The sequence below is a fragment of the Herbidospora galbida genome (assembly GCF_005233835.1).
GTDB lineage: Bacteria > Actinomycetota > Actinomycetes > Streptosporangiales > Streptosporangiaceae > Herbidospora > Herbidospora galbida.
The window spans coordinates 30,145-53,303 of sequence record NZ_SZQA01000023.1 but is presented as its reverse complement, the minus strand read 5'-3'; the positions used below and the strand labels follow the sequence as shown (position 1 = coordinate 53,303).

Annotated in this window: 22 protein-coding genes and 1 tRNA gene; 4 read left to right on the top strand and 19 right to left on the bottom strand. The window is 70.5% G+C overall.

All coding sequences use genetic code 11. The annotated features are described in order from the left end of the window. Window positions 1–197: 197 nt before the first annotated feature. Complete coding sequence (locus tag FDA94_RS22925) at window positions 198–803, bottom strand: ANTAR domain-containing response regulator (RefSeq protein ID WP_137249145.1); 606 nt, start codon at window positions 801–803, stop codon at window positions 198–200. Window positions 804–839: 36 nt separating this feature from the next. On the opposite strand from FDA94_RS22925, the gene FDA94_RS22920 reads away from it, so the two are divergent. Both FDA94_RS22920 and FDA94_RS40005 read left to right on the top strand, forming a co-directional pair. Further along, window positions 840–912 (top strand) — tRNA-Leu (locus FDA94_RS22920). Then, window positions 888–1,142 carry a hypothetical protein gene (locus FDA94_RS40005; protein WP_212735453.1) on the top strand — a complete coding sequence of 85 codons (255 nt, stop codon included), beginning with the start codon at window positions 888–890 and terminating at the stop codon, window positions 1,140–1,142. Before FDA94_RS22920 ends, FDA94_RS40005 begins: the two co-directional genes overlap by 25 nt. Window positions 1,143–1,163: 21 nt before the next feature. On the opposite strand, the gene pyk is transcribed toward FDA94_RS40005, so the two are convergent. Next, on the bottom strand, window positions 1,164–2,600 hold the full coding sequence (gene pyk / locus FDA94_RS22910) for a pyruvate kinase (protein WP_137249144.1): 1,437 nt from the start codon (window positions 2,598–2,600) through the stop codon (window positions 1,164–1,166). Between the two features lie 217 nt (window positions 2,601–2,817). Between pyk and FDA94_RS22905 the strand changes: the two genes are divergently transcribed. After that, entirely contained in the window at window positions 2,818–3,540 is a 723-nt protein-coding gene (locus tag FDA94_RS22905; protein ID WP_137249143.1) for a hypothetical protein, read from the top strand. On the opposite strand, the gene FDA94_RS22900 is transcribed toward FDA94_RS22905, so the two are convergent. The 4 genes from FDA94_RS22900 to gltB all read right to left on the bottom strand — a co-directional run bounded on the left by FDA94_RS22900 (window position 3,504) and on the right by gltB (window position 11,689). After that, on the bottom strand, window positions 3,504–3,893 hold the full coding sequence (locus tag FDA94_RS22900; RefSeq protein WP_137249142.1) for a DUF2784 domain-containing protein: 390 nt from the start codon (window positions 3,891–3,893) through the stop codon (window positions 3,504–3,506). The genes FDA94_RS22905 and FDA94_RS22900 overlap by 37 nt on opposite strands. Window positions 3,894–3,951: 58 nt before the next feature. Beyond that, the gene (locus tag FDA94_RS22895; RefSeq protein ID WP_246060099.1) at window positions 3,952–5,544 is read right to left on the bottom strand and encodes a S8 family peptidase; all 1,593 of its coding nucleotides are present in this window, start codon (window positions 5,542–5,544) and stop codon (window positions 3,952–3,954) included. Window positions 5,545–5,710: 166 nt separating this feature from the next. Then, window positions 5,711–7,177 carry a glutamate synthase subunit beta gene (locus FDA94_RS22890; protein WP_137249140.1) on the bottom strand — a complete coding sequence of 489 codons (1,467 nt, stop codon included), beginning with the start codon at window positions 7,175–7,177 and terminating at the stop codon, window positions 5,711–5,713. A gap of 12 nt (window positions 7,178–7,189) precedes the next feature. After that, entirely contained in the window at window positions 7,190–11,689 is a 4,500-nt protein-coding gene (gltB, locus tag FDA94_RS22885; RefSeq protein ID WP_137249139.1) for a glutamate synthase large subunit, read from the bottom strand. 387 nt (window positions 11,690–12,076) lie between these two features. Here gltB and FDA94_RS22880 point away from each other — a divergent pair, with 387 nt between their 5' ends. Next, window positions 12,077–13,252 (top strand): bis-aminopropyl spermidine synthase family protein, encoded by a 1,176-nt coding sequence (locus FDA94_RS22880; RefSeq protein ID WP_246060107.1) that lies wholly within the window; start codon window positions 12,077–12,079, stop codon window positions 13,250–13,252. On the opposite strand, the gene FDA94_RS22875 is transcribed toward FDA94_RS22880, so the two are convergent. The 13 genes from FDA94_RS22875 to hisI form a co-directional block, all read right to left on the bottom strand. Next, a complete protein-coding gene (locus FDA94_RS22875; RefSeq protein WP_137249137.1) occupies window positions 13,217–13,786 on the bottom strand; it encodes a hypothetical protein in 570 nt (189 codons plus the stop codon). The genes FDA94_RS22880 and FDA94_RS22875 overlap by 36 nt on opposite strands. Before the next feature lie 90 nt (window positions 13,787–13,876). Beyond that, window positions 13,877–14,683 (bottom strand): hypothetical protein, encoded by an 807-nt coding sequence (locus tag FDA94_RS22870; RefSeq protein WP_137249136.1) that lies wholly within the window; start codon window positions 14,681–14,683, stop codon window positions 13,877–13,879. Further along, the gene (locus FDA94_RS22865) at window positions 14,680–15,396 is read right to left on the bottom strand and encodes a VIT1/CCC1 transporter family protein (RefSeq protein ID WP_137249135.1); all 717 of its coding nucleotides are present in this window, start codon (window positions 15,394–15,396) and stop codon (window positions 14,680–14,682) included. The genes FDA94_RS22870 and FDA94_RS22865 overlap by 4 nt, the downstream gene beginning before the upstream one ends. After that, complete coding sequence (gene lgt, locus FDA94_RS22860) at window positions 15,393–16,370, bottom strand: prolipoprotein diacylglyceryl transferase (protein ID WP_137249134.1); 978 nt, start codon at window positions 16,368–16,370, stop codon at window positions 15,393–15,395. The genes FDA94_RS22865 and lgt overlap by 4 nt, the downstream gene beginning before the upstream one ends. A 146-nt stretch (window positions 16,371–16,516) precedes the next feature. Beyond that, window positions 16,517–17,275, bottom strand: coding sequence for a DsbA family protein (locus FDA94_RS22855; RefSeq protein WP_137249133.1), 759 nt, complete (start codon window positions 17,273–17,275; stop codon window positions 16,517–16,519). Beyond that, complete coding sequence (locus FDA94_RS22850) at window positions 17,275–17,799, bottom strand: MauE/DoxX family redox-associated membrane protein (RefSeq protein ID WP_137249132.1); 525 nt, start codon at window positions 17,797–17,799, stop codon at window positions 17,275–17,277. The genes FDA94_RS22855 and FDA94_RS22850 overlap by 1 nt, the downstream gene beginning before the upstream one ends. Window positions 17,800–18,168: 369 nt before the next feature. Next, window positions 18,169–18,963, bottom strand: coding sequence for a tryptophan synthase subunit alpha (trpA, locus tag FDA94_RS22845; protein ID WP_137249131.1), 795 nt, complete (start codon window positions 18,961–18,963; stop codon window positions 18,169–18,171). 13 nt (window positions 18,964–18,976) lie between these two features. After that, on the bottom strand, window positions 18,977–20,218 hold the full coding sequence (gene trpB, locus FDA94_RS22840) for a tryptophan synthase subunit beta (RefSeq protein ID WP_137249130.1): 1,242 nt from the start codon (window positions 20,216–20,218) through the stop codon (window positions 18,977–18,979). Between the two features lie 14 nt (window positions 20,219–20,232). Continuing rightward, window positions 20,233–21,045, bottom strand: coding sequence for an indole-3-glycerol phosphate synthase TrpC (gene trpC / locus FDA94_RS22835; protein ID WP_137249129.1), 813 nt, complete (start codon window positions 21,043–21,045; stop codon window positions 20,233–20,235). A gap of 115 nt (window positions 21,046–21,160) precedes the next feature. Beyond that, window positions 21,161–21,565: a DUF2752 domain-containing protein gene (locus FDA94_RS22830; protein ID WP_137249128.1), complete on the bottom strand. Its 405-nt coding sequence runs from the start codon at window positions 21,563–21,565 to the stop codon at window positions 21,161–21,163. A 28-nt stretch (window positions 21,566–21,593) separates the two neighbouring features. Beyond that, window positions 21,594–22,196, bottom strand: a complete 603-nt coding sequence (locus FDA94_RS22825) for a DUF4190 domain-containing protein (protein ID WP_137249127.1) — start codon at window positions 22,194–22,196, stop codon at window positions 21,594–21,596. Window positions 22,197–22,262: 66 nt separating this feature from the next. After that, window positions 22,263–22,796, bottom strand: coding sequence for a Trp biosynthesis-associated membrane protein (locus FDA94_RS22820; RefSeq protein ID WP_137249126.1), 534 nt, complete (start codon window positions 22,794–22,796; stop codon window positions 22,263–22,265). After that, entirely contained in the window at window positions 22,793–23,143 is a 351-nt protein-coding gene (hisI, locus tag FDA94_RS22815) for a phosphoribosyl-AMP cyclohydrolase (protein ID WP_137249125.1), read from the bottom strand. The genes FDA94_RS22820 and hisI overlap by 4 nt, the downstream gene beginning before the upstream one ends. Window positions 23,144–23,159 lie beyond the last annotated feature (16 nt).

Genomic DNA, 23,159 nt, shown 5'->3' with positions numbered 1-23,159 from the left:
CATCCATGCAACGGAACGCCGGGCTTAACCAGGACACCGTCCCGTTCGAATGCTGGAAACGTACATAACTCGCAGACGCCTTGCCAGGAAAGCGTCTGAACTGTGGACACTTGGATGCGGAGTCGTAATAAGTCCTCAACACACTGCGCCTCCGGCCCTGACCTGCGGGGTCGCGAGCCGGAGGGATCTTGGGCCGGTCAGGCCGACTTGTCGGGCGGCCCCGCGGCCTCGGTGACCACGATCTGGGCGACCTGTCGCATGCTGAGACGGCGGTCCATCGAGGCCTTCTGGATCCACCGGAAGGCCTGCGGTTCCGTCCATCCGTGCTGGGCCATGAGCAGGCCCTTCGCCCGCTCGACCAGCTTGCGGGTCTCCAGCCGGTCGGAGAGCGTCGTGACCTCCTTCTCCAGGGCCGCGATCTCCTCGTGGCGGCTGACCGCCATCTCGATGGCCGGCACCAGGTCGCCCTTGGTGAACGGCTTGACCAGGTAGGCCATCGCCCCCGCGTCTCTGGCCCGCTCGACCAGGTCGCGCTGCGAGAACGCCGTCAGGATCAGGCAGGGCGCGATGCGCTCCGACACGATCTGCTCGGCGGCCGAGATGCCGTCGAGGACGGGCATCTTCACATCGAGGATCACCAGATCCGGCCGGAGCTCGGTGGCGAGCTTCACGGCGCTCTCACCGTCACCGGCCTCGCCGACGACGGCGTAACCGTCCTCCTCCAGCATCTCCTTCAGGTCGAGGCGAATCAGGGCCTCGTCTTCCGCGATCACCACTCGCCGCTGCGTTCCACTCACGCACAAGAGGTTACCGACGTCCGCTAGATTGGGACCACGCACGCCCCGATAGACCAACGGCAGAGTCAATGGCCTCAAAATCCATCAAGTGTGGGTTCGAATCCCACTCGGGGCACCCTTTCGTCATGCCCTGATTCGCGCGGTGACCGCCGCCAGGCCAGCGGCCTGCCCCGCATCGAGGGTCGCCAGCGTGGCCCGTCGGTCGAGTACAGCCTGACCGGGCTCGGCGCCTCGCTGCTCACGCCGCTGTCCGCGCCGGCCGACTGGGCCCTGGCCCATCATGGCGAGATCGCCGCGGCGCGGGAGGCCGCCGGGAACGCCGAAAGGCCGCCACGTCGTACGTGACGGCCCTTCCGGATGAGCGGATCAGCCCAGGTTGGGGTGGGCCACGGCCGAACCGATGGTGTGGACGCGCAGGGCGTTCGTCGACCCGGGGTTGCCGGGAGGCGAGCCCGCCACGATGACGATCTTGTCGCCCTTCTCGAACGAGCCGAGGGCGAGCAGCGACGCCTCCACCTGACGCACCATGTCGTCGGTGTGGTGGACGAACGGCACCTCGAACGTCTCCACGCCCCACGTCAGCGCGAGCTGGCCGCGGACCACCGGGTTGGAGGTGAACGCGATCAGCGGGATCGGGCTGCGGTAGCGGGCCAGGCGGCGCGCGGTCTCGCCGGACATGGTGAAGGCGACCAGGGCCTTGGCCCCCACGATGGCGCCGACCTCGGCGGCGGCGCGGGCGATGGCGCCACCGGTCGACTCGGGGAGCCGGTCGAGGTTGTGGGTGGCGTGGAGGGTCGCGCCCTCGGCGGCGGTGGCGATGCGGGCCATCGTCGCGACGGACTCGATCGGGTAGTTGCCGACCGAGGTCTCGCCCGACAGCATGACCGCGTCGGCGCCGTCCATGACGGCGTAGGCGACGTCGGAGGTCTCGGCGCGGGTCGGCCGGGGTGCGGCCATCATCGAGTCGAGCATCTGGGTCGCCACGATGACCGGGTGGGCCTTCTCGCGGCAGAGCTCGATGATCCGGCGCTGCACGATCGGGACCTGCTCCAGCGGGAGCTCGACGCCCAGGTCGCCGCGGGCGACCATGACGCCGTCGAACCGGTCGACGATCGCCTCGAGGGCGTCGACCGCCTGCGGCTTCTCGATCTTGGCGATGAGGGGCAGGTGGACGCCCTCTTCCTCCATGATGCGGTGGACAATGTCGGCGTCCTCCGGCGACCGCACGAACGACAGCGCGATCATGTCGAAACCGGTGCGAAGGGCCCAGCGGAGGTCCGCCTCGTCCTTCTCGGTCAGGGCCGGGGCGCTGACGGCGACGCCCGGGAGGTTGAGGCCCTTGTTGTCGGAGATCATGCCGCCGATGACGACCCGGGTGGTCACCCGGGGGCCCTCGACCTTGTCGACCTCCAGGTGGAGACGGCCGTCGTCGACGAGGATGGTGTCTCCCGGCTTCACGTCGCCGGGCAGGCCATCGTAGGTGGTGGAGACCAGGTCGCGGTCTCCGGGGACGTCTTCGGTGGTGATCGTGATGATGTCACCGACGCCGAGGCGGACCGGGCCCGAGGCGAACTTGCCCACCCGGATCTTCGGCCCCTGGAGGTCGGCCAGCACGCCTACCGCGCGGCCGAGCTCCTCGGCCGCCTCCCGCACCCGGTCGAAGACCTCTTTGTGCAGCTCATGACTGCCGTGGGAGAGGTTGAAGCGGGCGACGTCCATGCCCGCGCTGATCAGCTCCCGCAGCCGTTCCGGGGACGAGGTGGCGGGACCTAGGGTACAGACGATCTTTGCTCGACGGCTCACGAGTCCTAGCCTAATTGGTCCAGACCACTTGAATGTGACGGCGCCCATAGCTGTGGCCAAATTGTCAATGACTTCACGCGATAGCCGACGTGTCCTAACCTGTCCCGCTATGGGGTGGTTCCGGAGGTTGGCTGCCGTCTTGACGCTGATGAGCGCCCTCGCGTGCGGTGGACAGGCTACCGAATCGACCGCGCCCCCTACCGGTGTTTCGGTCGCGTTGCAGCAATGGCGTTCGGATGTCGCGGTCCATCGCATCCAGGTCTCGGTCACCAACGCCGCCGACACGCCCCTGCACATCACCGACCTGCGGCTCGACTCGGGCTCGTTCGAGCCCTCCGCCCCGGTGCGGGTCGACACCACCCTGCCGAAGACGCCCCGGACCGACTTCCCGATCACCTACGGCCGGGCCCGCTGCGACGCCACCGCCATCCCGCCCGTCAAGCCGACCGACATCGTGGCCACGATGGCCGTGGGCGACGCCCCGCCGAAGGAGGTCCGCTTCCCGATCCCGGTCACCGACGGCCTGCTGACCCGGCTCGTGAAGTACGAGTGCGGCGAGTACATCCTGAAGCAGTCGGCCACGATCGCCTTCGGGACCTTCCGCAGGCAGGGCGACGACCTCAAGGGGGTGCTGACCGTCACGAGCACCCGTCCGGTGACCGTCGACGACGTCGACGGCACCACCCACTACGTCTTGGAGCCGGAGAAGAGGCGGCCCGTCGCCGAGGTCCCCGTGGGCACCACGGAGATCCCGGTCACGATCCGCCCCACCCGCTGCGACCCGCACGCCTTCGCGGAGGCCAAGCAGGCCTACCTGTTCCAGGTCTGGGGACACACCGAGGGCGGGGAGACGTACCGGATGATCGTCACCCCGCCCAAGGACGTCCAGGAGAGACTGCTCGGCTACGCGATCGACGTCTGCGACTTCCCCGCCACGTGACGGCGGTGGCGGACGACCGCGAAGCCGACCCACGAGATCACGATCAACGCGACGACCCCGACGCGGACCTCCGCGAGATACCGCGCCGGATAGACCACGCCCGTGATGTAGGTGTCGATGAACCCGCCGGGCTCCAGCAGGTGGGCGCCGGCCCGATCACGGGCCCAGTTCTCCAGGACCGTCAGCGGGCACTCGACCACCCCGGTGAGCTGGATCGCGCCCCACCCGGCGAACCCCAGGCTGGGCCAGATCAGGCGGGGCCACCACCAGGCCAGGAAACCGCCCAGGGCGATGTACGCGAGGACGAGGAAATGGACGACCATCACGGTTTGCCATAGAACGTGATAAATCATTTTTCGAACCTAAGAAGAGAACCGGAGGCCGGAATCCGTCCGGCTACTCATCTCCTCTCTAAGTACCCGCGATCGTGACCGCCTTCTGCGCGCTGATGATGCCGTTTCCGTAGAAGCCGTTCCGCGACGTTGAGCCCACGCAGGCGTGGGTCGTGTCGGCCGAGTAGCGGTAGTTGCCCGAGGCCGGGCAGCCGCGGTCGTAGGTGGAGGCGTAGAGCAGGCTCTCCAGCCGGGCCGGGTCGAGCTGCAGGCCGCCCTTGCCGGGCTTGCCGAACCGGGCCACCAGCAGCGCGGCGACCCCGGAGACGTGCGGGGCGGCCATCGAGGTGCCCTCGAGGTACTGGTAGTAGGAGCACGTGCCGTTCTTGCACTCCCGGACGACCGAGGAGGTCAGCGGCTGCCCCTTGGCGTCGATCGAGGTCGCGGCCCGGAGCGCGTTGCGGGGTGCGGCGGCCAGGATCTCACGGGCGGCCCCCTTGAGCGAGGTGCCGGTGTCGAGAGCGTCGCCGCCGGGGGCGGCCACGTCGGCCTGCTCGGCGCCGTAGTCGGAGTAGACGGCCTTGCGCTTGCTCGGGCCGACCGAGGTCACCGTGATCACGCCGGGGAGTTCGGCCGGGATGTTCAGGCAGGTGTTGTCGATCTTCCGGGACTTGGCCGCGCCCGACGGGTAGTCGGGGCTGCCGGTGTCCTGGGTCGGGTCGCCGAGGTCGGTGGAGCCGTTGCCGATGGCGCTGATCAGGGTCACGCCGCGGGCGCGGGCGTAGGCGACCGCGCGGGTCATGCCCGCGATGATGGCCTTCTGCTCCGACTGCTGGGCCGGGGTGTCGGCCGGGTTGGCCGGGCAGTTGAAGTTCCACGGGTCGACGTAGAACGACATGTTGACCACGTCGATGCCGTTGTCGGCGGCGTACTTCAGGGCGTCCATGGTCGGCTTGAGGAAGAAGTAGCCCGAGTCGGTGCCGGCCCGCAGGTTGACCAGCGACACGCCGGGCGCGACCCCGCCGATGCCGATGCCGTTGAGCGGCGAGGCGATCGTGCTGGCCACGTGGGTGCCGTGGCCGTCGTCGTCGTGGTCGGCCGGGTCCTTGCAGCCCTTGAACTCGCACGGGCCGTCGAAGTTCTTGCCCTTGGAGTCCTTCGGCCGGTCGGTGACGAAGTTGCGCGACAGCTTCCGGTTGAAGTTGGGCGCGATGTCCGGGTGCTTGCCGTCGATCCCGGTGTCGATGACTCCGACCAGCACCTTGTGGTTGCCGATCTGCTTCTTGTACGACCCCGACGCGGTCGCCCCGATCATCCGCATGTCCCACTGGCGGCCGGCGAGCGGCTCGTTCTTCACCGCCGCGCGGCGCGGCGCGGCGACGGGCGCGGCGACGGGTTTGGCGCGGGCGATCTCGCCGATCGGCTTGTCGGACATGACGCCCACGATCGACGGTCCCGACGGGATGCGGGCGGCGCGGGCCACCAGGTAACCGAGCTCGGCGTCGTCGGACAGCACGTCGCCGCCGGTCGCCTCGACGACGCCGGTCGCGGCGCCGCCCTGGCCGGGCGTGTAGAACACGAGGTAGTCGTGGGAGACGGCCGTCTCCTGGGAGGCCGCGCAGGCCGTGGTCAGCAGGGTCAGCGCCAACCCCGCGAATACTGCCTTACGCACCGGTCCTCCTCGATCTGGAACGTCCTGATCCTCGCGAACCCCTCCGGGCGTCCGCAACTCAACGCGCATCCCACAAAAGTAGATATTCCGGAATTGCCCTAAAGGATCGGCCCAAAAACGCAGAACGGCGCCCCCTGGAATACGCAGGGGGCGCCGTTTTGACGTACTAGACCAAAGGACGCGCCGTCGGCGGGATGGCTACCGGCAGGGCGGTCGCCCCGGTGAGGTAGTCGTCGACCGCGGCGGCGGCCGAGCGGCCCTCGGCGATGGCCCACACGATCAGCGACTGGCCGCGGCCCATGTCACCGGCCACGAAGACGCCCTCGACGCCCGAGTGGTAGGTGCGGTTGCGGGAGACGTTGCCGCGCGGGTCGTAGAACTCCCCGGCCGACAGCTCCGCCAGCTCGTCGAGCAGGCCGGCGTGCTGCGGGCCGACGAAGCCCATCGCCAGGGTGACCAGCTGGGCGGGCAGCTCGCGCTCGGTGCCGGGGATCGGCTTGAAGCCGGCCGCCGGGCCCTCGACGTCCACCACCCTGATCGCCTGGAGGTTGCCCTCGGCGTCCTTGACGAACTCGGTGGTGGAGACGGCGTAGACCCGCGCTCCCCCGCCGTCGGCGAGCTCCTCGTGGGCCGACTCCATCTTGAACAGCATGGGGAAGGTCGGCCACGGCTGCCCGGCCGGACGCGCCTCCGGCGGCATCGGCATGATCTCCAGCTGGGTCACCGAGAGGGCGCCCTGGCGGATCGCGGTGCCGATGCAGTCGGCGCCGGTGTCACCGCCGCCGATGACCACGACGTGCTTGCCGTTCGCGTTGATCTCCGAGTCGGCCAGCGCCTTGTTGGCCGGGGGCAGGTACTCCATCGCCTGGTAGACGCCCACCGCGTCGCGCCCGGTGACCGGCAGGTCGCGCCAGGCGGTGGCGCCGCCGGCCAGGACGATCGCGTCGAACTGCTCGCGCAGCTCGGCGGCGGTGACGTCGACGCCGACGTTGACGTTCGTGCGGAACTCGGTGCCCTCGGCCCGCATCTGGTCGAGGCGGCGGTCGATGTGCCGCTTCTCCATCTTGAACTCGGGGATGCCGTACCGGAGCAGCCCGCCGATGGCGTCGGCCCGCTCGAACACGACGACGTCGTGCCCGGCGCGGGTGAGCTGCTGGGCGGCGGCCAGGCCCGCCGGGCCCGAGCCGACGACCGCGACCTTCTTGCCGGTCTTGCTCACCGGGGGCTGGGGGGTGACCCAGCCCTCGGCGAAGGCGCGGTCGATGATCTCGACCTCGACCCGCTTGATCGCCACCGGGTCGGAGTTGATGCCGAGCACGCAGGCCGCCTCACACGGAGCCGGGCACAGGCGGCCGGTGAACTCGGGGAAGTTGTTGGTCGCGTGCAGCCGCTCGATCGCCTCGCGCCAGTCGTCGCGGTAGACCAGGTCGTTCCACTCGGGGATGAGGTTCCCGAGCGGGCAGCCGTTGTGACAGAACGGGATGCCGCAGTCCATGCAGCGCGCAGCCTGCTTGGTCAGCTTCTCCGGGGCGAAGTCGACGTAGACCTCGCGCCAGTCGCGGATCCGCACGTCCACCGGGCGGCGGGCGGGCAGCTCACGCTGATGGGTGAGAAACCCCTTCGGGTCGGCCATGTCGTTACCCCCTTATCCGTGAACCGCGGCCATGATGGCCTCGTCGATGTCGCGGCCCTCGGCCTCGGCCGTGGCCCTGGCGGTGAGCACCCGCTTGTAGTCGATCGGCATGATCTTGCCGAACCTGGCGGCGGCCGCCTCCCAGTCGGCGAGCAGGCCCTTGGCCACCGGCGAACCGGTCTCGGCCAGGTGCTTCTCGACCAGCTCGCGAAGGATCTCGGAGTCCTCGGCGCTGAGGGCCTCCAGCTCGACCATCTCGCGGTTGACCCGCTCGGGCTTGAGGTCCAGCACGTAGGCCACGCCGCCGGACATGCCGGCCGCGAAGTTGCGCCCGGTCGGCCCCAGGACGACGGCCCGGCCGCCGGTCATGTACTCGCACCCGTGGTCGCCCACGCCCTCGACGACGGCCGTGGCGCCGGAGTTGCGGACGCAGAACCGCTCGCCCACCACGCCCCGGATGAACGCCTCGCCGGAGGTCGCGCCGTAGAGGCCGACGTTGCCGGCGATGATCTGGCCGTCGAGCAGGTCGCTCGGCGGGGTGACCGTGATCCGGCCGCCCGACAGGCCCTTGCCGACGTAGTCGTTGGCGTCGCCGGTCAGCCGCAGCGTGATGCCCTTGGGCACGAACGCGCCGAACGAGTTGCCCGCCGAACCGGTGAAGCTCACGTCGATCGTGTTCTCCGGCAGGCCCGCCCCGCCCCACTTCTTGGTGACGTGGTGGCCGAGCATGGTGCCGACGGTCCGGTTGACGTTGCGGATCGGCAGCTCCAGCGTGACCTGCTGGCCGAACTCGATCGCGCCCTCGGCCAGCTGGATCAGCGTGTTGTCGAGCGCCTCGGCCAGGCCGTGGTCCTGCGCGACGACCTGCTTGCGCGGGGTGCCCTGCGGCAGCTCCGGCTGGTAGAGGATCGGCGACAGGTCCAGGCCCTGGGCCTTCCAGTGGGTCACGGCGGCCTCGGTGTCGAGCAGGTCGCTGCGGCCGATGACCTCGTCGAGCGAGCGGTAGCCCAGCTCGGCCAGGTACTCCCTGACCTCCTCGGCGATGAACTCGAAGTAGTTGACCACGAACTCCGGCTTGCCGGTGAAGCGCTTGCGCAGCTCGGGGTTCTGGGTGGCCACACCCACCGGGCAGGTGTCGAGGTGGCAGACGCGCATCATGACGCAGCCCGAGACCACCAGCGGAGCGGTGGCGAAGCCGTACTCCTCGGCGCCGAGCAGGGCGGCGATGATGACGTCGCGGCCGGTCTTGAGCTGGCCGTCGGCCTGCACCACGATCCGGTCGCGCAGGCCGTTGAGCAGCAGGGTCTGCTGGGTCTCGGCCAGGCCGAGCTCCCACGGGGTGCCCGCGTGCTTCAGCGAGGTCAGCGGAGAGGCGCCGGTGCCGCCGTCGTGACCGGAGATCAGCACGACGTCGGCGTGGGCCTTGGAGACGCCCGCCGCGACCGTGCCGACGCCGACCTCGGAGACCAGCTTCACGTGGATGCGGGCCTTCGGGTTGGCGTTCTTCAGGTCGTGGATGAGCTGCGCCAGGTCCTCGATCGAGTAGATGTCGTGGTGCGGCGGCGGCGAGATCAGGCCGACGCCCGGCGTGGAGTGCCGGGTCTTGGCGATCCACGGGTAGACCTTGTGGCCGGGCAGCTGGCCGCCCTCGCCGGGCTTGGCGCCCTGGGCCATCTTGATCTGCACGTCGTCGGCGTTGACCAGGTACTCCGAGGTCACGCCGAAGCGGCCGGAGGCCACCTGCTTGATCGCCGAGCGGCGGGTCGGGTCGTAGAGGCGCTCGGGGTCCTCGCCGCCCTCACCGGTGTTCGACTTGGCGCCGAGCCGGTTCATGGCGATGGCGAGGGTCTCGTGGGCCTCCATCGAGATGGAGCCGTAGGACATCGCGCCGGTGGAGAACCGCCGGACGATCTCGGAGACCGGCTCGACCTCGTCGATCGAGATGGGGCCGCCGGCCGCCGGGCGCAGCTTGAACAGGCCGCGCAGCGTCATCAGGGTCTCGGCCTGACCGTCGATCAGGTCGGTGTACTCCTTGAAGATCTCGTAACGCCGCGTGCGGGTGGCGTGCTGGAGCTTGAAGACGGTCGTCGGGTTGAACAGGTGGGGCTCGCCTTCGCGCCGCCACTGGTATTCGCCGCCGACCTCCAGGCGCCGGTGGGCGTTCTCGGCCCTCGGGTACGCCTTGGTGTGCCGCTGCAGCGCCTCCTTGGCCAGCACGTCGAACCCGACGCCGCCGAGCCGCGAGTTGGTGCCGGTGAAGCACTCGGCGATGACCTCGGCCCCGAGGCCCAGGGCCTCGAAGATCTGGGCGCCCGTGTACGACGCCACCGTGGACACGCCCATCTTGGACATGACCTTCAGGACGCCCTTGCCGTACGCCTTGATGAGGTTGCGGACCGCCTTGCGGCTGTCGGGGAACAGCTCCTCGACGGTCTCGATCGCCAGGTAGGGGTTGATCGCGCTGGCACCGTAGCCGATGAGCAGGGCCATGTGGTGGCACTCGCGCGCCTCGCCGGTCTCGATGACCAGGCCCACCCGGGTGCGGGACTTCTCCCGGATCAGGTGGTGGTGCACCGCGCCGGTCAGCAGCAGCGACGGGATCGGCGCCTTCTCGGCGTTCGACCCGCGGTCGGACAGCACGATGATGCGGGCGCCGTCGGCGATCGCCTGCGAGACCTCCTCGCGGATCTCCTGCAGCCGCCGGGTCAGCGCGTCGCCGCCCCCGCCGACGTGGAAGAGACCGGAGACGACGTGGGGCTGGAAGCCGGGCAGCGCGCCCTCGTCGTTGATGTGGACGATCTTGGCGAGCTCGTCGTTGTCGATCACCGGGTAGGGCAGCACCAGACGGCGGCAGGAGGCCGCGCCCGGCTCGAGCAGGTTGTGCTCGGGGCCGATGGTCGACTGCAGCGAGGTGACGAGCTCCTCGCGGATGGCGTCCAGCGGCGGATTGGTGACCTGCGCGAACAGCTGGCTGAAGTAGTCGAACAGCAGCCGCGGCTTGTCGCTCAGCGCGGCGACCGGGCTGTCGGTGCCCATCGACCCGATCGGCTCGGCGCCGGTCGCGGCCATCGGGGTGAGGATGATCCGCAGCTCTTCCTCGGTGTAGCCGAAGGTCTGCTGGCGCTTGACGAGGGCCTCGTGGGTGGGGTGCTCGTGCTCGCGCTCGGGCAGCTCCTCGAACCGCACCAGACCGGCGTGCAGCCACTCCTCGTAGGGCTCGGCGGCGGCCAGTTCGGCCTTGATCTCGTCGTCCTCGATGATCCGCCCCTGGGCGGTGTCGACGAGGAACATCTTGCCCGGCTGGAGACGGCCCTTGCGGACCACCTTCTCCTGCGGGATGTCGCTCAGCACGCCCGCCTCGGAGCCCAGGATGACCAGGCCGTCGTCGGTGACGTAGAACCGGCCGGGACGCAGGCCGTTGCGGTCGAGCACGGCGCCGACGACGGTGCCGTCGGAGAAGGAGATCGACGCGGGGCCGTCCCAGGCCTCCATCAGCGTGGAGTGGAACTCGTAGAAGGCCCGGCGGGCCGGGTCCATCTCCGTGTGGTTCTCCCACGCCTCCGGGATCATCATCAGCACGGCGTGCGGCAGCGAGCGCCCGCCGAGGTGCAGCAGCTCCAGCGTCTCGTCGAACGAGGCGGTGTCGGAGCCGTCGGGGTCGCAGATGGGGAACAGCCGCTCGAGGTCACCGGGGATGAGGCCGGTCTCCAGCATCGTCTCGCGGGCGCGCATCCAGTTGCGGTTGCCCTTGACGGTGTTGATCTCGCCGTTGTGGGCCACGTAGCGGTAGGGGTGCGACAGCGGCCACGACGGGAAGGTGTTGGTGGAGAAGCGCGAGTGCACCAGCGCGATGGCGGTGACGTAGCGCTCGTCCGACAGGTCGGGGAAGAAGGGCTCGACCTGCTGCGGGGTGAGCATGCCCTTGTAGACGGTGGTCCGGCTGGAGAGCGAGGCGAAGTAGACGTCGGCCTCGTGCTCGGCCCGCTTGCGGAAGGCGAAGGCGGCCCGGTCGAGCTCGATGCCCGACAGGTCGCCGGAGCTCACGAAGAGCTGCATGAAGTGGGGCATCACGGCGCGGGCGGTCGGCCCGGCGTGCCGCGTGTCGACGGGCACGTCGCGCCAGCCGAGGACCTTGACGTTCTCCTCGGTCGCGATCTCGTCGATCATCCGCAGGGCGGTCGCCCGGGCCTGCGCGTCGATGGGCAGGAAGGCGATGCCGGCGGCGTACTTCCCGGCCTCCGGGAGGTCGAAGGGGACGACCGCGCGGAAGAACGCGTCCGGGATCTGGGTCAGGATGCCGGCGCCGTCACCGGTGTCCGGTTCGCTCCCCCGAGCACCCCGGTGATCGAGGTTGATGAGCGCGGTCAGAGCCTTCTCGACGATGTCGTAGCTACGGCGGCCGTGGACGTCGGCCACCATGGCGACACCACAGGCGTCATGCTCGTACGAGGGGTCGTAAAGGCCCTGAGGCTCGGGAAGGTCCCCAGGACGGCCATGGCGGGCAGCAGGCATGAAATCACTCCCGTCGTCATCTTCTGCGTGGTGACAGAGGGACGACGCTGGCCCTGCTGCAGTTGTAGTGAGTAGAGGTTACCCCACCGTTTCCGGATGGCACCCGCCGGGCCCACTAAGGTTTCGCGTATGTCGATCGACGAGCTCTACGCGCGTGCCGGTGTGGACGGATGGCGGTTGCGAAAGGCTGTCTCTCTCCTGTCGGACGGACGCTGGTGGACGCTCGCCGATGTGGTCAGGGAGACGGCGACGTCCCGGAGGACGATCGAGGCGCTCATGCGCGTGCTCCCCCTTGAGCATCGCGATCAGCACGTCCGAATCCCAACTGAACAGGTCAAACTCTACAACATTTCGATATCGTCCTCTATTTCGGACCCGGTGTCTCACATGGTGGACGCCGAGGTGGTCGCGCGGATGGCCGCGCTCATCGCCGGAGCGCCGCGCGGACGGTCGGCCCTCGACCACGTGTCGGCCACCCCGGAAACCGTGGTCAGGCGCGCTCTGCTGCTCGGCTCGCGGTTCTGGCTGCCCGGTTCGCGGCTGCTCTGCGTGGGCGACCACGACCTCACCTCACTGGCGGTCCGTCTCATCCATCCCGACGTCGAGGTCATGGTCGTCGACGTCGACGACCGGATCCTGGCGTACATCGACGAGCAGGACCTCGGGGTGACCACCCGATGGGCCGATCTCCGGCTGGGCCTGCCCCCGTCGGCCCGGGGCTGGGCCGATCTGGCGATCACCGACCCGCCCTACACCCCCGACGGCGTCGGCCTGTTCGTCGCCCGGGGCCTCGAAGGCCTGCGCGACCGCGACGAGGGCCGCGTGCTGCTCGCCTACGGCGCGTCCGAGCGCACCCCCATGCTGGCCCTGAAGGTCCAGCACTCCCTGGCCGACCTGCAGCTGCTCAACGAGGCGATCTATCCCGACTTCAACCGCTACGACGGCGCCGAGGCCATCGGCAGCGCCGCCGACCTCTACGTCCTGCGCCCGACCACCAAGAGCTGGCCCGCCGTCGCCTCCCGCGTCGACCGCCTGGCCACCGCCATCTACACCCAGGGCCCGCAGGCGGTCGAATCGGCCAAGGCCGCGCCCCCGGAGCTGGGCGACTACGCCCCCGACCTGCTCGTGGGCGACTGGCCCCGCGATCTGCTCCCGGGCGTCCCCCGGGTCCGCCTCTCGACGTGGCTCGCCAAGCCCTACGCCGCGCAGGTCTCCCGGGTGGCCATCCACGCCCCCGGCCTGGAGGCCGCCCTCCCGCGCCTGGTGCTCGCCGCCCGCGACGCCGAGGTCCGCGTCTTCGGAACCGCCTCGCCCGTACGGCTCCCGCCCGCCCCCGACGCCGTCACCCGGCGGATCCTGGCCACCAGCCACGGCAAGGTCGCCAACGCCTGGCGCGAAGGCCTGGTCGCCGAACTGGGCCTGACGAAGAACCAGGCCAGGGCGCGCATCCCGGCCTGGGCCGGCGCGACCGCGCTCGAACTCCCGATGCACCGCCTGACCGGCCTGGCCGAGGCGGTCGCCCGCAGCCTAGAGGGCGAGGATCCGGGCCTGGACGAAGCGTGAGGCCAGGTCGAGGGCGGCCAGCGGTTCGGCCAGGTCGGGCCTCGCGTCGCCCTCGGCCGACACCCAGCTGACCGACACGAAGTGGCCCATCGCCCTGACCATCGCGGTGCCGGCCCGCTCGGAGGCCAGCGGCGTCAGGAACAGCTCCTCCTTGAACCGGTGCACCAGCGCGTCGGCCTGCGCCACGTCACCCAGGTTGAACACCGCCACCTGCCCGACCAGCTCGGGCCCCCGGAACAGCCCCCGCACCACCTGGGAGCACCCGTCGACGTCGGCGGACACCGCGACGGCGCAGTCGGCGCTCAGGGTGACCGACTCCTTCTTCATGACCCCGAGCGCCGGGGCCGGGAAGACCTCCTGCTCGGTCAGCGGCGCGGCGTCGACCCGCTGCTGTGCGATCGGCGCGTAGATCGCCGAGCTGATCTCGGCCCGGACGGTGCCCGGCCGGTCGACGCCGCCGGCGTCGGAGCACCCGGCCAGCGCCACCGCGAGCACCGGCACGGTCACCACGCGCATCTTCAGTCCCACCCTCACCGCACCATCATGACGGGGATCGGGGTGCGGGAGGGCGTGCATCTCGAAAGGCGGACACCGAGCGTGGGCAAGCGGTGACAGCGGCGGGGGTCAGCCGGCCGGGACCCCGGTCACCGCGACCACCCGCCGGTAGACGACCTTCTCCGCCTCGCGGACCGCGAGGCCGAGGGTCACCATGTCGTCGGTGTCTTCCGGGCGTTCACCGTCGGCGCGGCCGATCCAGACCAGGCCCAGGTAGTGGCCCATCGCGTGGCCGCTGGCCTCGGTGAAGCCGGTCAGCGCCGGCTGGGCAGAGGGCAGCGGCAGCAGCCAGCCGCCCCGGTAGAGGTTGGAGATCTGCCGGACCAGTTCGTCGGCGGCGGTCACCGACTCCAGGTTGAGCAGGGCGTACTGGGCGACGTAGCGGCCGTCGGCGCTGACGAACTGGGCGCGGGCGGCCTGGGTGCAGCCGGCCGTCGCCAGCGCCTCGGTCAGCGCCTCGCCCCAGACGACGCGGGCGCAGTCGGCGTCGAGCTGACGCTCGCCCAGCTTCAAAGTGATCTTGCCGGCCTTCAGCGTCTTGGTGGTGAAGACCTCTTCGACCGTCAGCGGCTTCGCGTCGGCGGCGCGGTCGGCGATCGGCGCGAACTGCTTCAGCGACGGCCACGCCCGGTAGGCCGCCGGCCGGGCCTGGCCCAGCGGCGAGCTCGACTGCAGCTCGGGCGTCGGGTCGTCGTCGAACGCCTCGACCACGAAGACCAGCAGGTACGCCATGAGCAGGATGCCGACGACGGTGGCCAGGACGGCGAGGACCTTCTGCTGGCCGCCGGTGAGCCCCATCTCGGCCAGCTTGACGCTGCCCCAGGTCTCGTCGGGCGCCGGACGGCGTTTGGCGCGGGAGGACTTGGCGGGGGTCACAGGCCGCTCGCTCCGATCAGCGACCCCAGTCCCCAGGTCAGCCCGGCGGCGACGCCGCCGACCAGGAGCTGGCGCAGACCGCTGAACCACCAGCTCCGCGCGGTCACCCGGGACACCAGGGCGCCCGCTCCGAAGAGCGCGACCATGGACAGCGCGGCCGACAGCCAGAGGTGGGTCACCCCGGCCATGTAGGGCACCAGCGGGATCACGGCGCCGACGGCGAACGACAGGAACGACGACAGCGCGGCGGTCACCGGCGACGGCAAATCGTCGGGCTTCACGCCCAGCTCGTTGAGGGTGTGCACTTCCAGGGCCTGTTCGGGGTTGCGGGAGATCTGCCGGGCCACCTCTGCGGCCAGGCCGGGGTCGACGCCGCGCCGTTCGTAGAGGGCGGCCAGCTCGGCCTCCTCCTCTTCGGGGTGGACGGCCATCTCGCGGCGCTCGACCGCGATCTCGGCCTGGGCCAGCTCACGCTGGCTCGCCACCGAGACGTACTCGCCTCCGGCCATCGAGAACGCCCCGGCGGCCAGGCCCGCGACACCCGCGAGCGCGATCACGCGGGTGTCGGCCGTGCCGCCCGCCACGCCGGCGATGAGCGCGAAGTTCGACACCAGGCCGTCCATCGCGCCGAACACCGCCGGGCGCAGCCAGCCACCCGTGACGTCGCGGTGACTGTGGTGGGTGGAGAGTTCCGGGCCGACGGCGCCGGTCATCTCTGACCGGCCTCCTCGGCCTTCTCCGTCTTGTCGTCGGGGGCGGCCTCATCGGGCTCGCCGGTCTCGCGGGCCTCGTTCTCGTGGTCGTCGGCCTGGTCGTGGAGGTGGGCCGGGTCGGCCTCGGCGCCCTCGGCCACCGGCGGGACCTCGCCGTCGGGGACGATGATCTCCTCGGTGGTCTTGTTCCTGGTCAGCCAGAAGTAGGCCAGCGCGCCGAGGAACAGCACGATCGACGTCCACTGGTTGAGGCGCATGCCGAGGATCTCGTGGGCCGGGTCGACCCGCATGCCCTCGATCCAGAAGCGGCCCAGGGTGTAGCCCATGATGTAGAGGGCGAACAGACGGCCGTGGCGGAGACTGAAGCGCCGGTCGATCAGGAGGAGCACACCCGCCACCGCGAGGGTCCAGACGAACTCGTAGAGGAACGCCGGGTGGTAGGTCAGCGCGCCGGGCACGGTGCCGGGGCGGCCGGGCTCGATCTCCAGGCACCACGCGTAGTCGCAGGGACCGCCGAAGAGCTCCTGGTTGAAGTAGTTGCCCCACCGGCCGATGCCCTGGGCGATCAGGATGCCGGGCGCGACGACGTCGGCGACGGCCGAGAGCGAGATGCCGCGCCGGCGGCAGGCGATCCAGACGCCGACCCCGCCGAGCGCGACCGCCCCCCAGATGCCGAGGCCGCCCTTCCAGATGAAGAAGATGTGATACCACGGGTTCTCCGCGTCAGCTCCGAAATAGAGCTGGTTGTCGGTGATGACGTGGTAGAGCCGGCCGCCGACCAGGCCGAAGGGGACCGCCCAGACGGCCAGGTCGGTGATCGTGCCGGGAAGGCCGCCGCGGGCGCGCCAGCGGCGCTCGCCGAGCCAGACGGCGAAGACGACGCCCAGCACGATGCAGAGCGCATAGGCCCGGATGGGAAGGGGTCCGAGGTACCAGACCCCCTGCGACGGGCTCGGGATCGAGGCGAGGGGCATGTCACAGGACGTTACCGCCTCCGAGGCGCACTCGCGCACCCTCGTCACCAATGAGCCCGTCTCAGGTTGATCACCCCATCCTCAAGCGAGACGCGGACGGCCGAAGGCCGGCTGCGGCTCGCGCGGAATCTGCCGTGGAGCAGGCGTCACTTGCCCGCCGCGAGCACGGCCTGGCGCAGCTTGTTCGGCACGAAGGCGACGTTGGAGTCGAGGTCCTTGCCGTTCAGCTTGAGCGTGGGCGTGCCGGTGATCTTCTCGGTCCGGATGACCTTGTCGGACTGGGTGAGCTGGGTCTGGGCGTACTTCTGGGAGGTCACGCACTTCTCCCAGTCGGGCGCCGTGATGCCCGCCTCCTTGCCCCACGCGACCAGGTCGGTCAGCGCGAAGCCCTCGACGGTCTCCGACGGCTGCTCCTTGAAGAGCCGGTCGTGGAAGGCCGGCCACGTCGCCCCGTCGGTGACGCAGCGGGAGGCCGCCCCGGCGCGGACCGAGTTGGACTTGGTCGGCTCCATCGAGAAGATCGTGATCGGGTGGAAGACGACCTTGGCCTTGCCCTCGGAGGCCAGGTTCTTGATCGTCGGCCCCGACGACTCCTCCAGCGCCTTGCAGGCCGGGCACTGGAAGTCCTCATAGACGTCGAGCACCGGCGCGGTCACCCCCGGCCGGGCCATGGTGACCGTTCCGTCGGCGTTGACCGTGGTCGGGGCCAGTTTGGCGGCCGCCGTCTGCTTCTCGGCGGTGTCACGGGCGGCGGCGTACCAGGCGCCGCCGCCGATGGCCAGGACGGCGATGGTCGCGATGGTGACCATCGTGGCGAGGCGGCGGTGGCGGTCCTTCCTGCGGTCGGCCTGCCGCAGCGCGGCGATCCGTTCCCTGGCCGTCGCCTCGCGCGCACCTTTGCCCATCAGTGGTTCTCCTTCACTTCATCCAAGTGATCACTCGCACCGGGCTCGTGATCGCCGGACTCCTCCTCGGCGGCTGGGCGGGGGGCCAGGCCCAGGGGCGTGTCGAGCGCGAACCGGCCGGGGGTGAACCAGGCGATCCAGCCCGCCAGCACCACCAGCCCGAAGTCGCGCACCAGCTCCCAGAAGTACGAGGGCTCCTGTCCCTCGGCGAGCGGCCCGCCGCCGCCGAAGCAGCCGCAGTCGATGCGCAGCCCCCGCGCCCACGCCGAGGCGATGCCGATGACGAAGGCGACCATGAGCAGCCCCGCGCCGACCGCCGACAGGCGGGTGAGCAGGCCAAGGACAAGGAGCACTCCGACGACGATCTCCAGCACGGGCAGGCCGTATCCGACGGCCGTGGCGATCCGGTCCGGCAGTAGTTCGTAGGCGCGCACGGCCTGCACCGACAGAGCGGGGGCGCCGACCTTCAGCCACCCCGCGACGATCAGCACGCCGGCGAGCACGAGCCGGGCGACGGTCGTCACCCAGGGTACAACCACAGATGCACTGAGTGACGAACTCGGGCCGCGACGATGCGTTGACACGGAGACTCCTCCCAGGTCCCGGGGCCGCCTACACGGCCACCGGTCCCGAACCTATTGGAGTCCACCTCACCATGACCTCGATAAACACCTGGTAAGGCGAAACCTGGAGGCGGGTATGGGGAGGGCTGCCCGGGTAAATCCCGGGCTCTTTCCTCCGTTACGGCTCCGCCCACCACGGCGCCGCCCGCCGCCCGAACCGCCGCCGCAACCGGCGCCACCCGGCCGCGCCCGCCGTCGCCGCGACGTCCCGCGAACGCAAACGGCCGGCCACCTGATGGTGACCGGCCGTTCGGGTGGGCAAAGGAAGATCTAGCGGCGGACGCCCTCCGCCAGTTCGGCGGCGAGTTCGCGGACGGCTCGCAGGCCCTCCTGCTCGTTCGGCGCGTCGAGCAGGCGGCGGATGAAGGCCGAGCCCACGATCACGCCGTCGGCGTAGGCGGCGACCTCGGCGGCCTGGGCGCCGGTGCCGACGCCGAGACCGACGCAGACCGGGACCTTCGCGTGGGGGCGGGTGCGCTCGACCAGCCCGGCGGCGGCCGCGCCGACCGACTCGCGGGCGCCGGTGACGCCCATCAGCGAGGCGGCGTAGACGAAGCCGGTGCAGCACTCCGTCACGATCGCGATGCGCTCCTCGGTCGAGCTCGGCGCGACCAGGAAGACCGTGTCGATGCCGGCCGACGCGCTCGCCTCGCGCCACGGGCCCGCCTCTTCGGGGGTGAGGTCGGGGGTGATGGTCCCGACTCCCCCCGCGTTGGCCAGGTCGCGGGCGAAGCGGTCGGCGCCGTAGCGGTCGATCGGGTTCCAGTAGGTCATGACGAGGGTCGCCGCGCCCGACTTGGCCACGCCCTCGACCGTGCGCATCACGTCGGCGATGCGGGTGCCGTTCTCGAGCGCCCGGTGGACCGCGTCTTGGATGGTCGGGCCGTCCATCAGCGGGTCGGAATAGGGCAGGCCGATCTCGATCACGTCGCACCCGGCCTCGACCATGGCGGTCGCGGCGGCGATGGCGCCGTCGATCGTGGGGAACCCGGCGGGCAGGTAGCCCACCAGCGCGGCGCGGTTCTCCGCGCGGGCCTTCTCGAAGACCGTGGCAAGTGTCGTCATGGCTGGCTTCCGGCTACAGGTTGAAGTATTTCATCGCGGTCCCCATGTCCTTGTCACCACGACCGGACAGGTTGACCAGGATCGTGGCGTCGGGACCGAGGTCGCGGCCCAGCTTGAGCGCGCCGGCCAGGGCGTGGGAGGACTCGATGGCCGGGATGATGCCTTCGGTGCGGGCGAGCAGGGCGAACGCGTCCATCGCCTCGGCGTCGGTGATGCCGTGGTAGGTGGCGCGGCCGCTGTCCTTGAGCCAGGCGTGCTCCGGGCCGACGCCCGGGTAGTCGAGGCCCGCCGAGATGGAGTGGGACTCGATGGTCTGGCCCTCGTCGTCCTGCAGGACGTAGGTGCGGCTGCCGTGCAGGACGCCGATCGAACCCGCCGTCAGCGTGAGGGCGTGTTCGCCGGTCTCCAGGCCCCGGCCCCCGGCCTCGTAGCCGTGGAGCTGGACGCCCTCGTCTTCGATGAAGGCGTGCATGATGCCGATGGCGTTGGAGCCGCCGCCGACGGCGGCGCAGATCGCGTCGGGCAGCTTGCCGGTCAGTTCGAGGACCTGGCGGCGGGCTTCGACGCCGATGATGCGGGCGAAGTCGCGGACGATGCCGGGGAACGGATAGGGGCCGGCGACCGTGCCGAACAGGTAGTGGGTGGAGTCGACGTTGGTGACCCAGTCGCGGAACGCCTCGTTGATGGCGTCTTTCAGCGTCTGGCTGCCGTTGGTGACGGGCACCACCCGGGCGCCGAGCAGCTTCATGCGGGCCACGTTGAGGGCCTGCCGCTCGCAGTCGACGGCGCCCATGTAGATGACGCACTCGAGACCCATCAGGGCGGCGGCGGTCGCGGTGGCGACGCCGTGCTGGCCCGCGCCGGTCTCGGCGATGACGCGGCTCTTGCCCAGACGCTTGGTCAGCAGGGCCTGGCCGAGCACGTTGTTGATCTTGTGGGCGCCCGTGTGGGTCAGGTCTTCACGCTTGAGGAGGATGCGGGCGCCGCCCGCCTGCTCGGCGAACCGGGGCACGTCGGTGATCGTCGTCGGACGGCCGGCGTAGGTGCGCAGCAGGTGGTCGAACTCGCGGATGAAGGCCAGGTCGGTGCGGGCCTTCTCGTATTCGGCGGCCACCTCGTCGAGGGCCGGGATCAGCGCCTCGGGCACGAAACGCCCGCCGAACACGCCGAACTTGCCCCGCTCGCTCACGTCGCCGGCGGAACCGGCGCCGGTGAAGTCGGCGGGGGTGATGAGGGTGCCCTCAGAGATGGACATGGACGAGTCTCCGGTCACGACTGCCGTTCTTGGCGGGACGAAGGGTGGGCGCCCGCGGTGACCAGGTCGTTCACCGCCGAACGCGGGTCTTTGCCGGTCACGAGGCTCTCGCCGACCAGCACCGCGTCGGCGCCGGCGCGGGCGTAGGCGAGCAGGTCGTGCGGGCCGCGAACACCCGACTCGGCGACCCGGATGACGCCCTCGGGCACCTTCGGGGCGAGCCTGGCGAAGACCTCGCGGTCGACCTCGAGCGTGCGCAGGTCGCGGGCGTTGATGCCGATGAGCTTGGCGCCCGCGTCGACCGCGCGCTCCAGTTCCTCTTCGGTGTGCACCTCGACCAGCGGGACCAGCCCGATCGACTCGGCCCGCTCGATCAGCGAGACCAGGGCGTTCTGGTCGAGCGACACCACCATCAGCAGGGCCAGGTCGGCGCCGTAGGCGCGGGCCTCCCACAGCTGGTAGGCGGTGACGATGAAGTCTTTGCGCAGGATCGGGATGTCCACGGCGGCGCGTACGGCCGCGAGGTCTTCCAGGCTCCCGCCGAAGCGCCGGCGCTCGGTCAGCACGCTGATCACGTGGGCGCCGCCGGCCTCGTAGTCGACGGCCAGCGCCGCCGGGTCGGCGATCGCGGCCAGCGCCCCCTTGGACGGGCTCGACCGCTTGACCTCGGCGATGACCGAGACGCGGTCGGCCTTCAGGGCTCCGTAGACGTCACGCGGAGTGGGTGCGCGCCGGGCGCGTTCCTTGAGCTCATCGATCGACACGGCCTTCTGCCGCTCGGCGAGGTCTTCGCGGACGCCCTCGAGAATGTCGTCGAGAACCGTCATCGGACCTCACCGCCCTTGCTGGCTCGTTCGCTCACGTGCTCCGGATCCCTCCAGGTCGACTGCGTCCTGCCGATGGTATCGGCCTTGCCGACGTCGGCCCGCCATCGGGTGCCGGTCACGGAGCCAGAAAAGCGCCGTACGGCGTATTGCGTACAACCCCGAACAACAAGGCCAGCGCGACGAACGACCAGACGGCCACGGGTGCCGTCAGGCGGGTCCGCAACGGCCTCCCCCGCCAGGCGGACGAGAGCCACTTCGCCCACAGGTACACCAGGAACGGTGCGACCGCAACGAACAGCGGGTTGAACGACAACGCGCCGCCCACATCGAGCCGGGTCAGCGCGTGGACCGCCCGCAGCCCGCCGCACCCCGGACAGTAGAAACCGCTGACCAGCAGGAACGGACACGGCGGATAGTGGCCGGGCCGCGACGGGTCGACGACCGCGACGAATGCGGCCGCCGCCGCGAGCAGGCCGCCGACGGAGGCCGGCAGCGTGACCGCGGCGGTTCTGGAGGTCATCGCCCCAGGGTAGATCAGCCCGGGTGGATCAGGAGGTGGGGAACTCCGTGGGCCAGTTCTCCAGGCTCTTGCCGTACTCCTGGGTGGCCTCGGCGAGGCCGACCAGGGTGAGGAGGGCGGCGCCGAAGATCAGCCAGAGGATCACCCACAGGCCGATGGTGATGTAGGAGGTCACCAGGCCGGCCACCGCGAGGCCGTGGCCGTCTTCGCCGCTGCTCTTGATGCGGCTCAGCGACATGTGGCCGAAGATCACGCCCAGGATCGCGGTCAGGCCGCAGAAGACCAGGCCGATCAGGCCCATCACGAGCGAGGCGACCGCCAGGCCGTTGGTGGGCCGGGGGGCGGCGTAGCCGTAGCCCGGCTGCGCGTAGCCCTGGTCGTAGCCGGGCTGCTGGTAGCCCTGCTGATAACCCTGCTGGTATTGCTGACCGTAGCCGTAGTCGGGCTGGCCGTAGCCCCCGGCGGGCTGCGTGTTCTGCGTGCCGTAACCGGGCTGGCCGTAGCCGGGCTGCTGGGGGTAGCCGGGCTGCTGCGGATAGCCGCCGCCCTGGCCGTAGTCCGGCTGCTGACCGTAACCCGGGTAGTCGTTGCCCGGATCCCCCGTGTCGCCGGGCTGGTTCCCGTAAGTCATGCGACGACTGTAGCGACGGGTGCCGACATCCCCATCAAATCAGGGCAACCTGAGGACAAGTTGTAATCAGGTGGGATCGTCTCCGCGATCGATGGCATCCCACATCGACCGCTCCGAGGCGGGCTTCCCTCGGTCGGTGCGGTCGTACCGGGACGACATGCCCGGCCAGGTCCCGCCCGCGACCGCCGCCCACAGACCGCCCGCGATCAGCAGCAACCCGCCCAGGCCGGTGATCCAGGGCCACACGGTGACCTGGACGGACGCGCCGGGCAGATCGGCCGACTCCAGCAGCAGGACGTCGTCGAACACCCGCGTCACCCCGACCACGACCGCTCCCCCGCAGATCGCCACCAGCACCCCGACGACCTGCCGGAAGACGCCCTTGGTGGCGAGCACGGCCACGCATCCCGCCAGCGCCGCCAGCACCACCGGCGTGATCACCGGCGCGACCTCCGCGCCGGGGACGTCGTGGACGGCCTCCGGGTTGGCCGGCCCGGAGGGCGCGAGCAGCTGCGCCCACACCCGGCCGCCCGCGAGCAGGGCGATCGCCCCGGCGACCGCGCTGAGGACCAGCCAGGCGTAGAGCGCGCGGCGGTTCATGAACCCTCGATCACCGGAAGCACGTCGTCATCGAAGCAGGTGCGGGTGCCGGTGTGGCAGGCGGGGCCGCGCTGGTCGACCTTGAGCAGGATGGTGTCGCCGTCGCAGTCGAGCGCGGCGTGCCTGACGAACTGCACGTTGCCCGAGGTCTCGCCCTTGACCCAGTATTCGCCCCGGCTGCGCGACCAGTAGGTGGCCCGGCCGGTGGTGAGCGTGCGGTGCAGCGCCTCGTCGTCCATCCACGCGAGCATCAGCACCTCACCGGTGTCGTGCTGCTGGACGACGGCGGGCACCAGCCCGTCGCCGCTCCGCTTGAGCCGGTCTGCGATCTTCGGGTCCAGGGACATATGACCATTCTGCCGC

What these genes read in the sequence shown, in the direction of transcription:
- FDA94_RS22900 (WP_137249142.1), bottom strand. Translation starts at nt 3,893, where the DNA reads ATGATTTATCACGTTCTATGGCAAACCGTGATGGTCGTCCATTTCCTC.
- FDA94_RS22890 (WP_137249140.1), bottom strand. Translation starts at nt 7,177, where the DNA reads ATGGCCGACCCGAAGGGGTTTCTCACCCATCAGCGTGAGCTGCCCGCC.
- gltB (WP_137249139.1), bottom strand. Translation starts at nt 11,689, where the DNA reads ATGCCTGCTGCCCGCCATGGCCGTCCTGGGGACCTTCCCGAGCCTCAG.
- FDA94_RS22880 (WP_246060107.1), top strand. Translation starts at nt 12,077, where the DNA reads ATGGTGGACGCCGAGGTGGTCGCGCGGATGGCCGCGCTCATCGCCGGA.
- FDA94_RS22865 (WP_137249135.1), bottom strand. Translation starts at nt 15,396, where the DNA reads ATGACCGGCGCCGTCGGCCCGGAACTCTCCACCCACCACAGTCACCGC.
- lgt (WP_137249134.1), bottom strand. Translation starts at nt 16,370, where the DNA reads ATGCCCCTCGCCTCGATCCCGAGCCCGTCGCAGGGGGTCTGGTACCTC.
- FDA94_RS22855 (WP_137249133.1), bottom strand. Translation starts at nt 17,275, where the DNA reads ATGGGCAAAGGTGCGCGCGAGGCGACGGCCAGGGAACGGATCGCCGCG.
- trpA (WP_137249131.1), bottom strand. Translation starts at nt 18,963, where the DNA reads ATGACGACACTTGCCACGGTCTTCGAGAAGGCCCGCGCGGAGAACCGC.
- trpB (WP_137249130.1), bottom strand. Translation starts at nt 20,218, where the DNA reads ATGTCCATCTCTGAGGGCACCCTCATCACCCCCGCCGACTTCACCGGC.
- trpC (WP_137249129.1), bottom strand. Translation starts at nt 21,045, where the DNA reads ATGACGGTTCTCGACGACATTCTCGAGGGCGTCCGCGAAGACCTCGCC.
- FDA94_RS22830 (WP_137249128.1), bottom strand. Translation starts at nt 21,565, where the DNA reads ATGACCTCCAGAACCGCCGCGGTCACGCTGCCGGCCTCCGTCGGCGGC.
- FDA94_RS22825 (WP_137249127.1), bottom strand. Translation starts at nt 22,196, where the DNA reads ATGACTTACGGGAACCAGCCCGGCGACACGGGGGATCCGGGCAACGAC.
- FDA94_RS22820 (WP_137249126.1), bottom strand. Translation starts at nt 22,796, where the DNA reads ATGAACCGCCGCGCGCTCTACGCCTGGCTGGTCCTCAGCGCGGTCGCC.
- hisI (WP_137249125.1), bottom strand. Translation starts at nt 23,143, where the DNA reads ATGTCCCTGGACCCGAAGATCGCAGACCGGCTCAAGCGGAGCGGCGAC.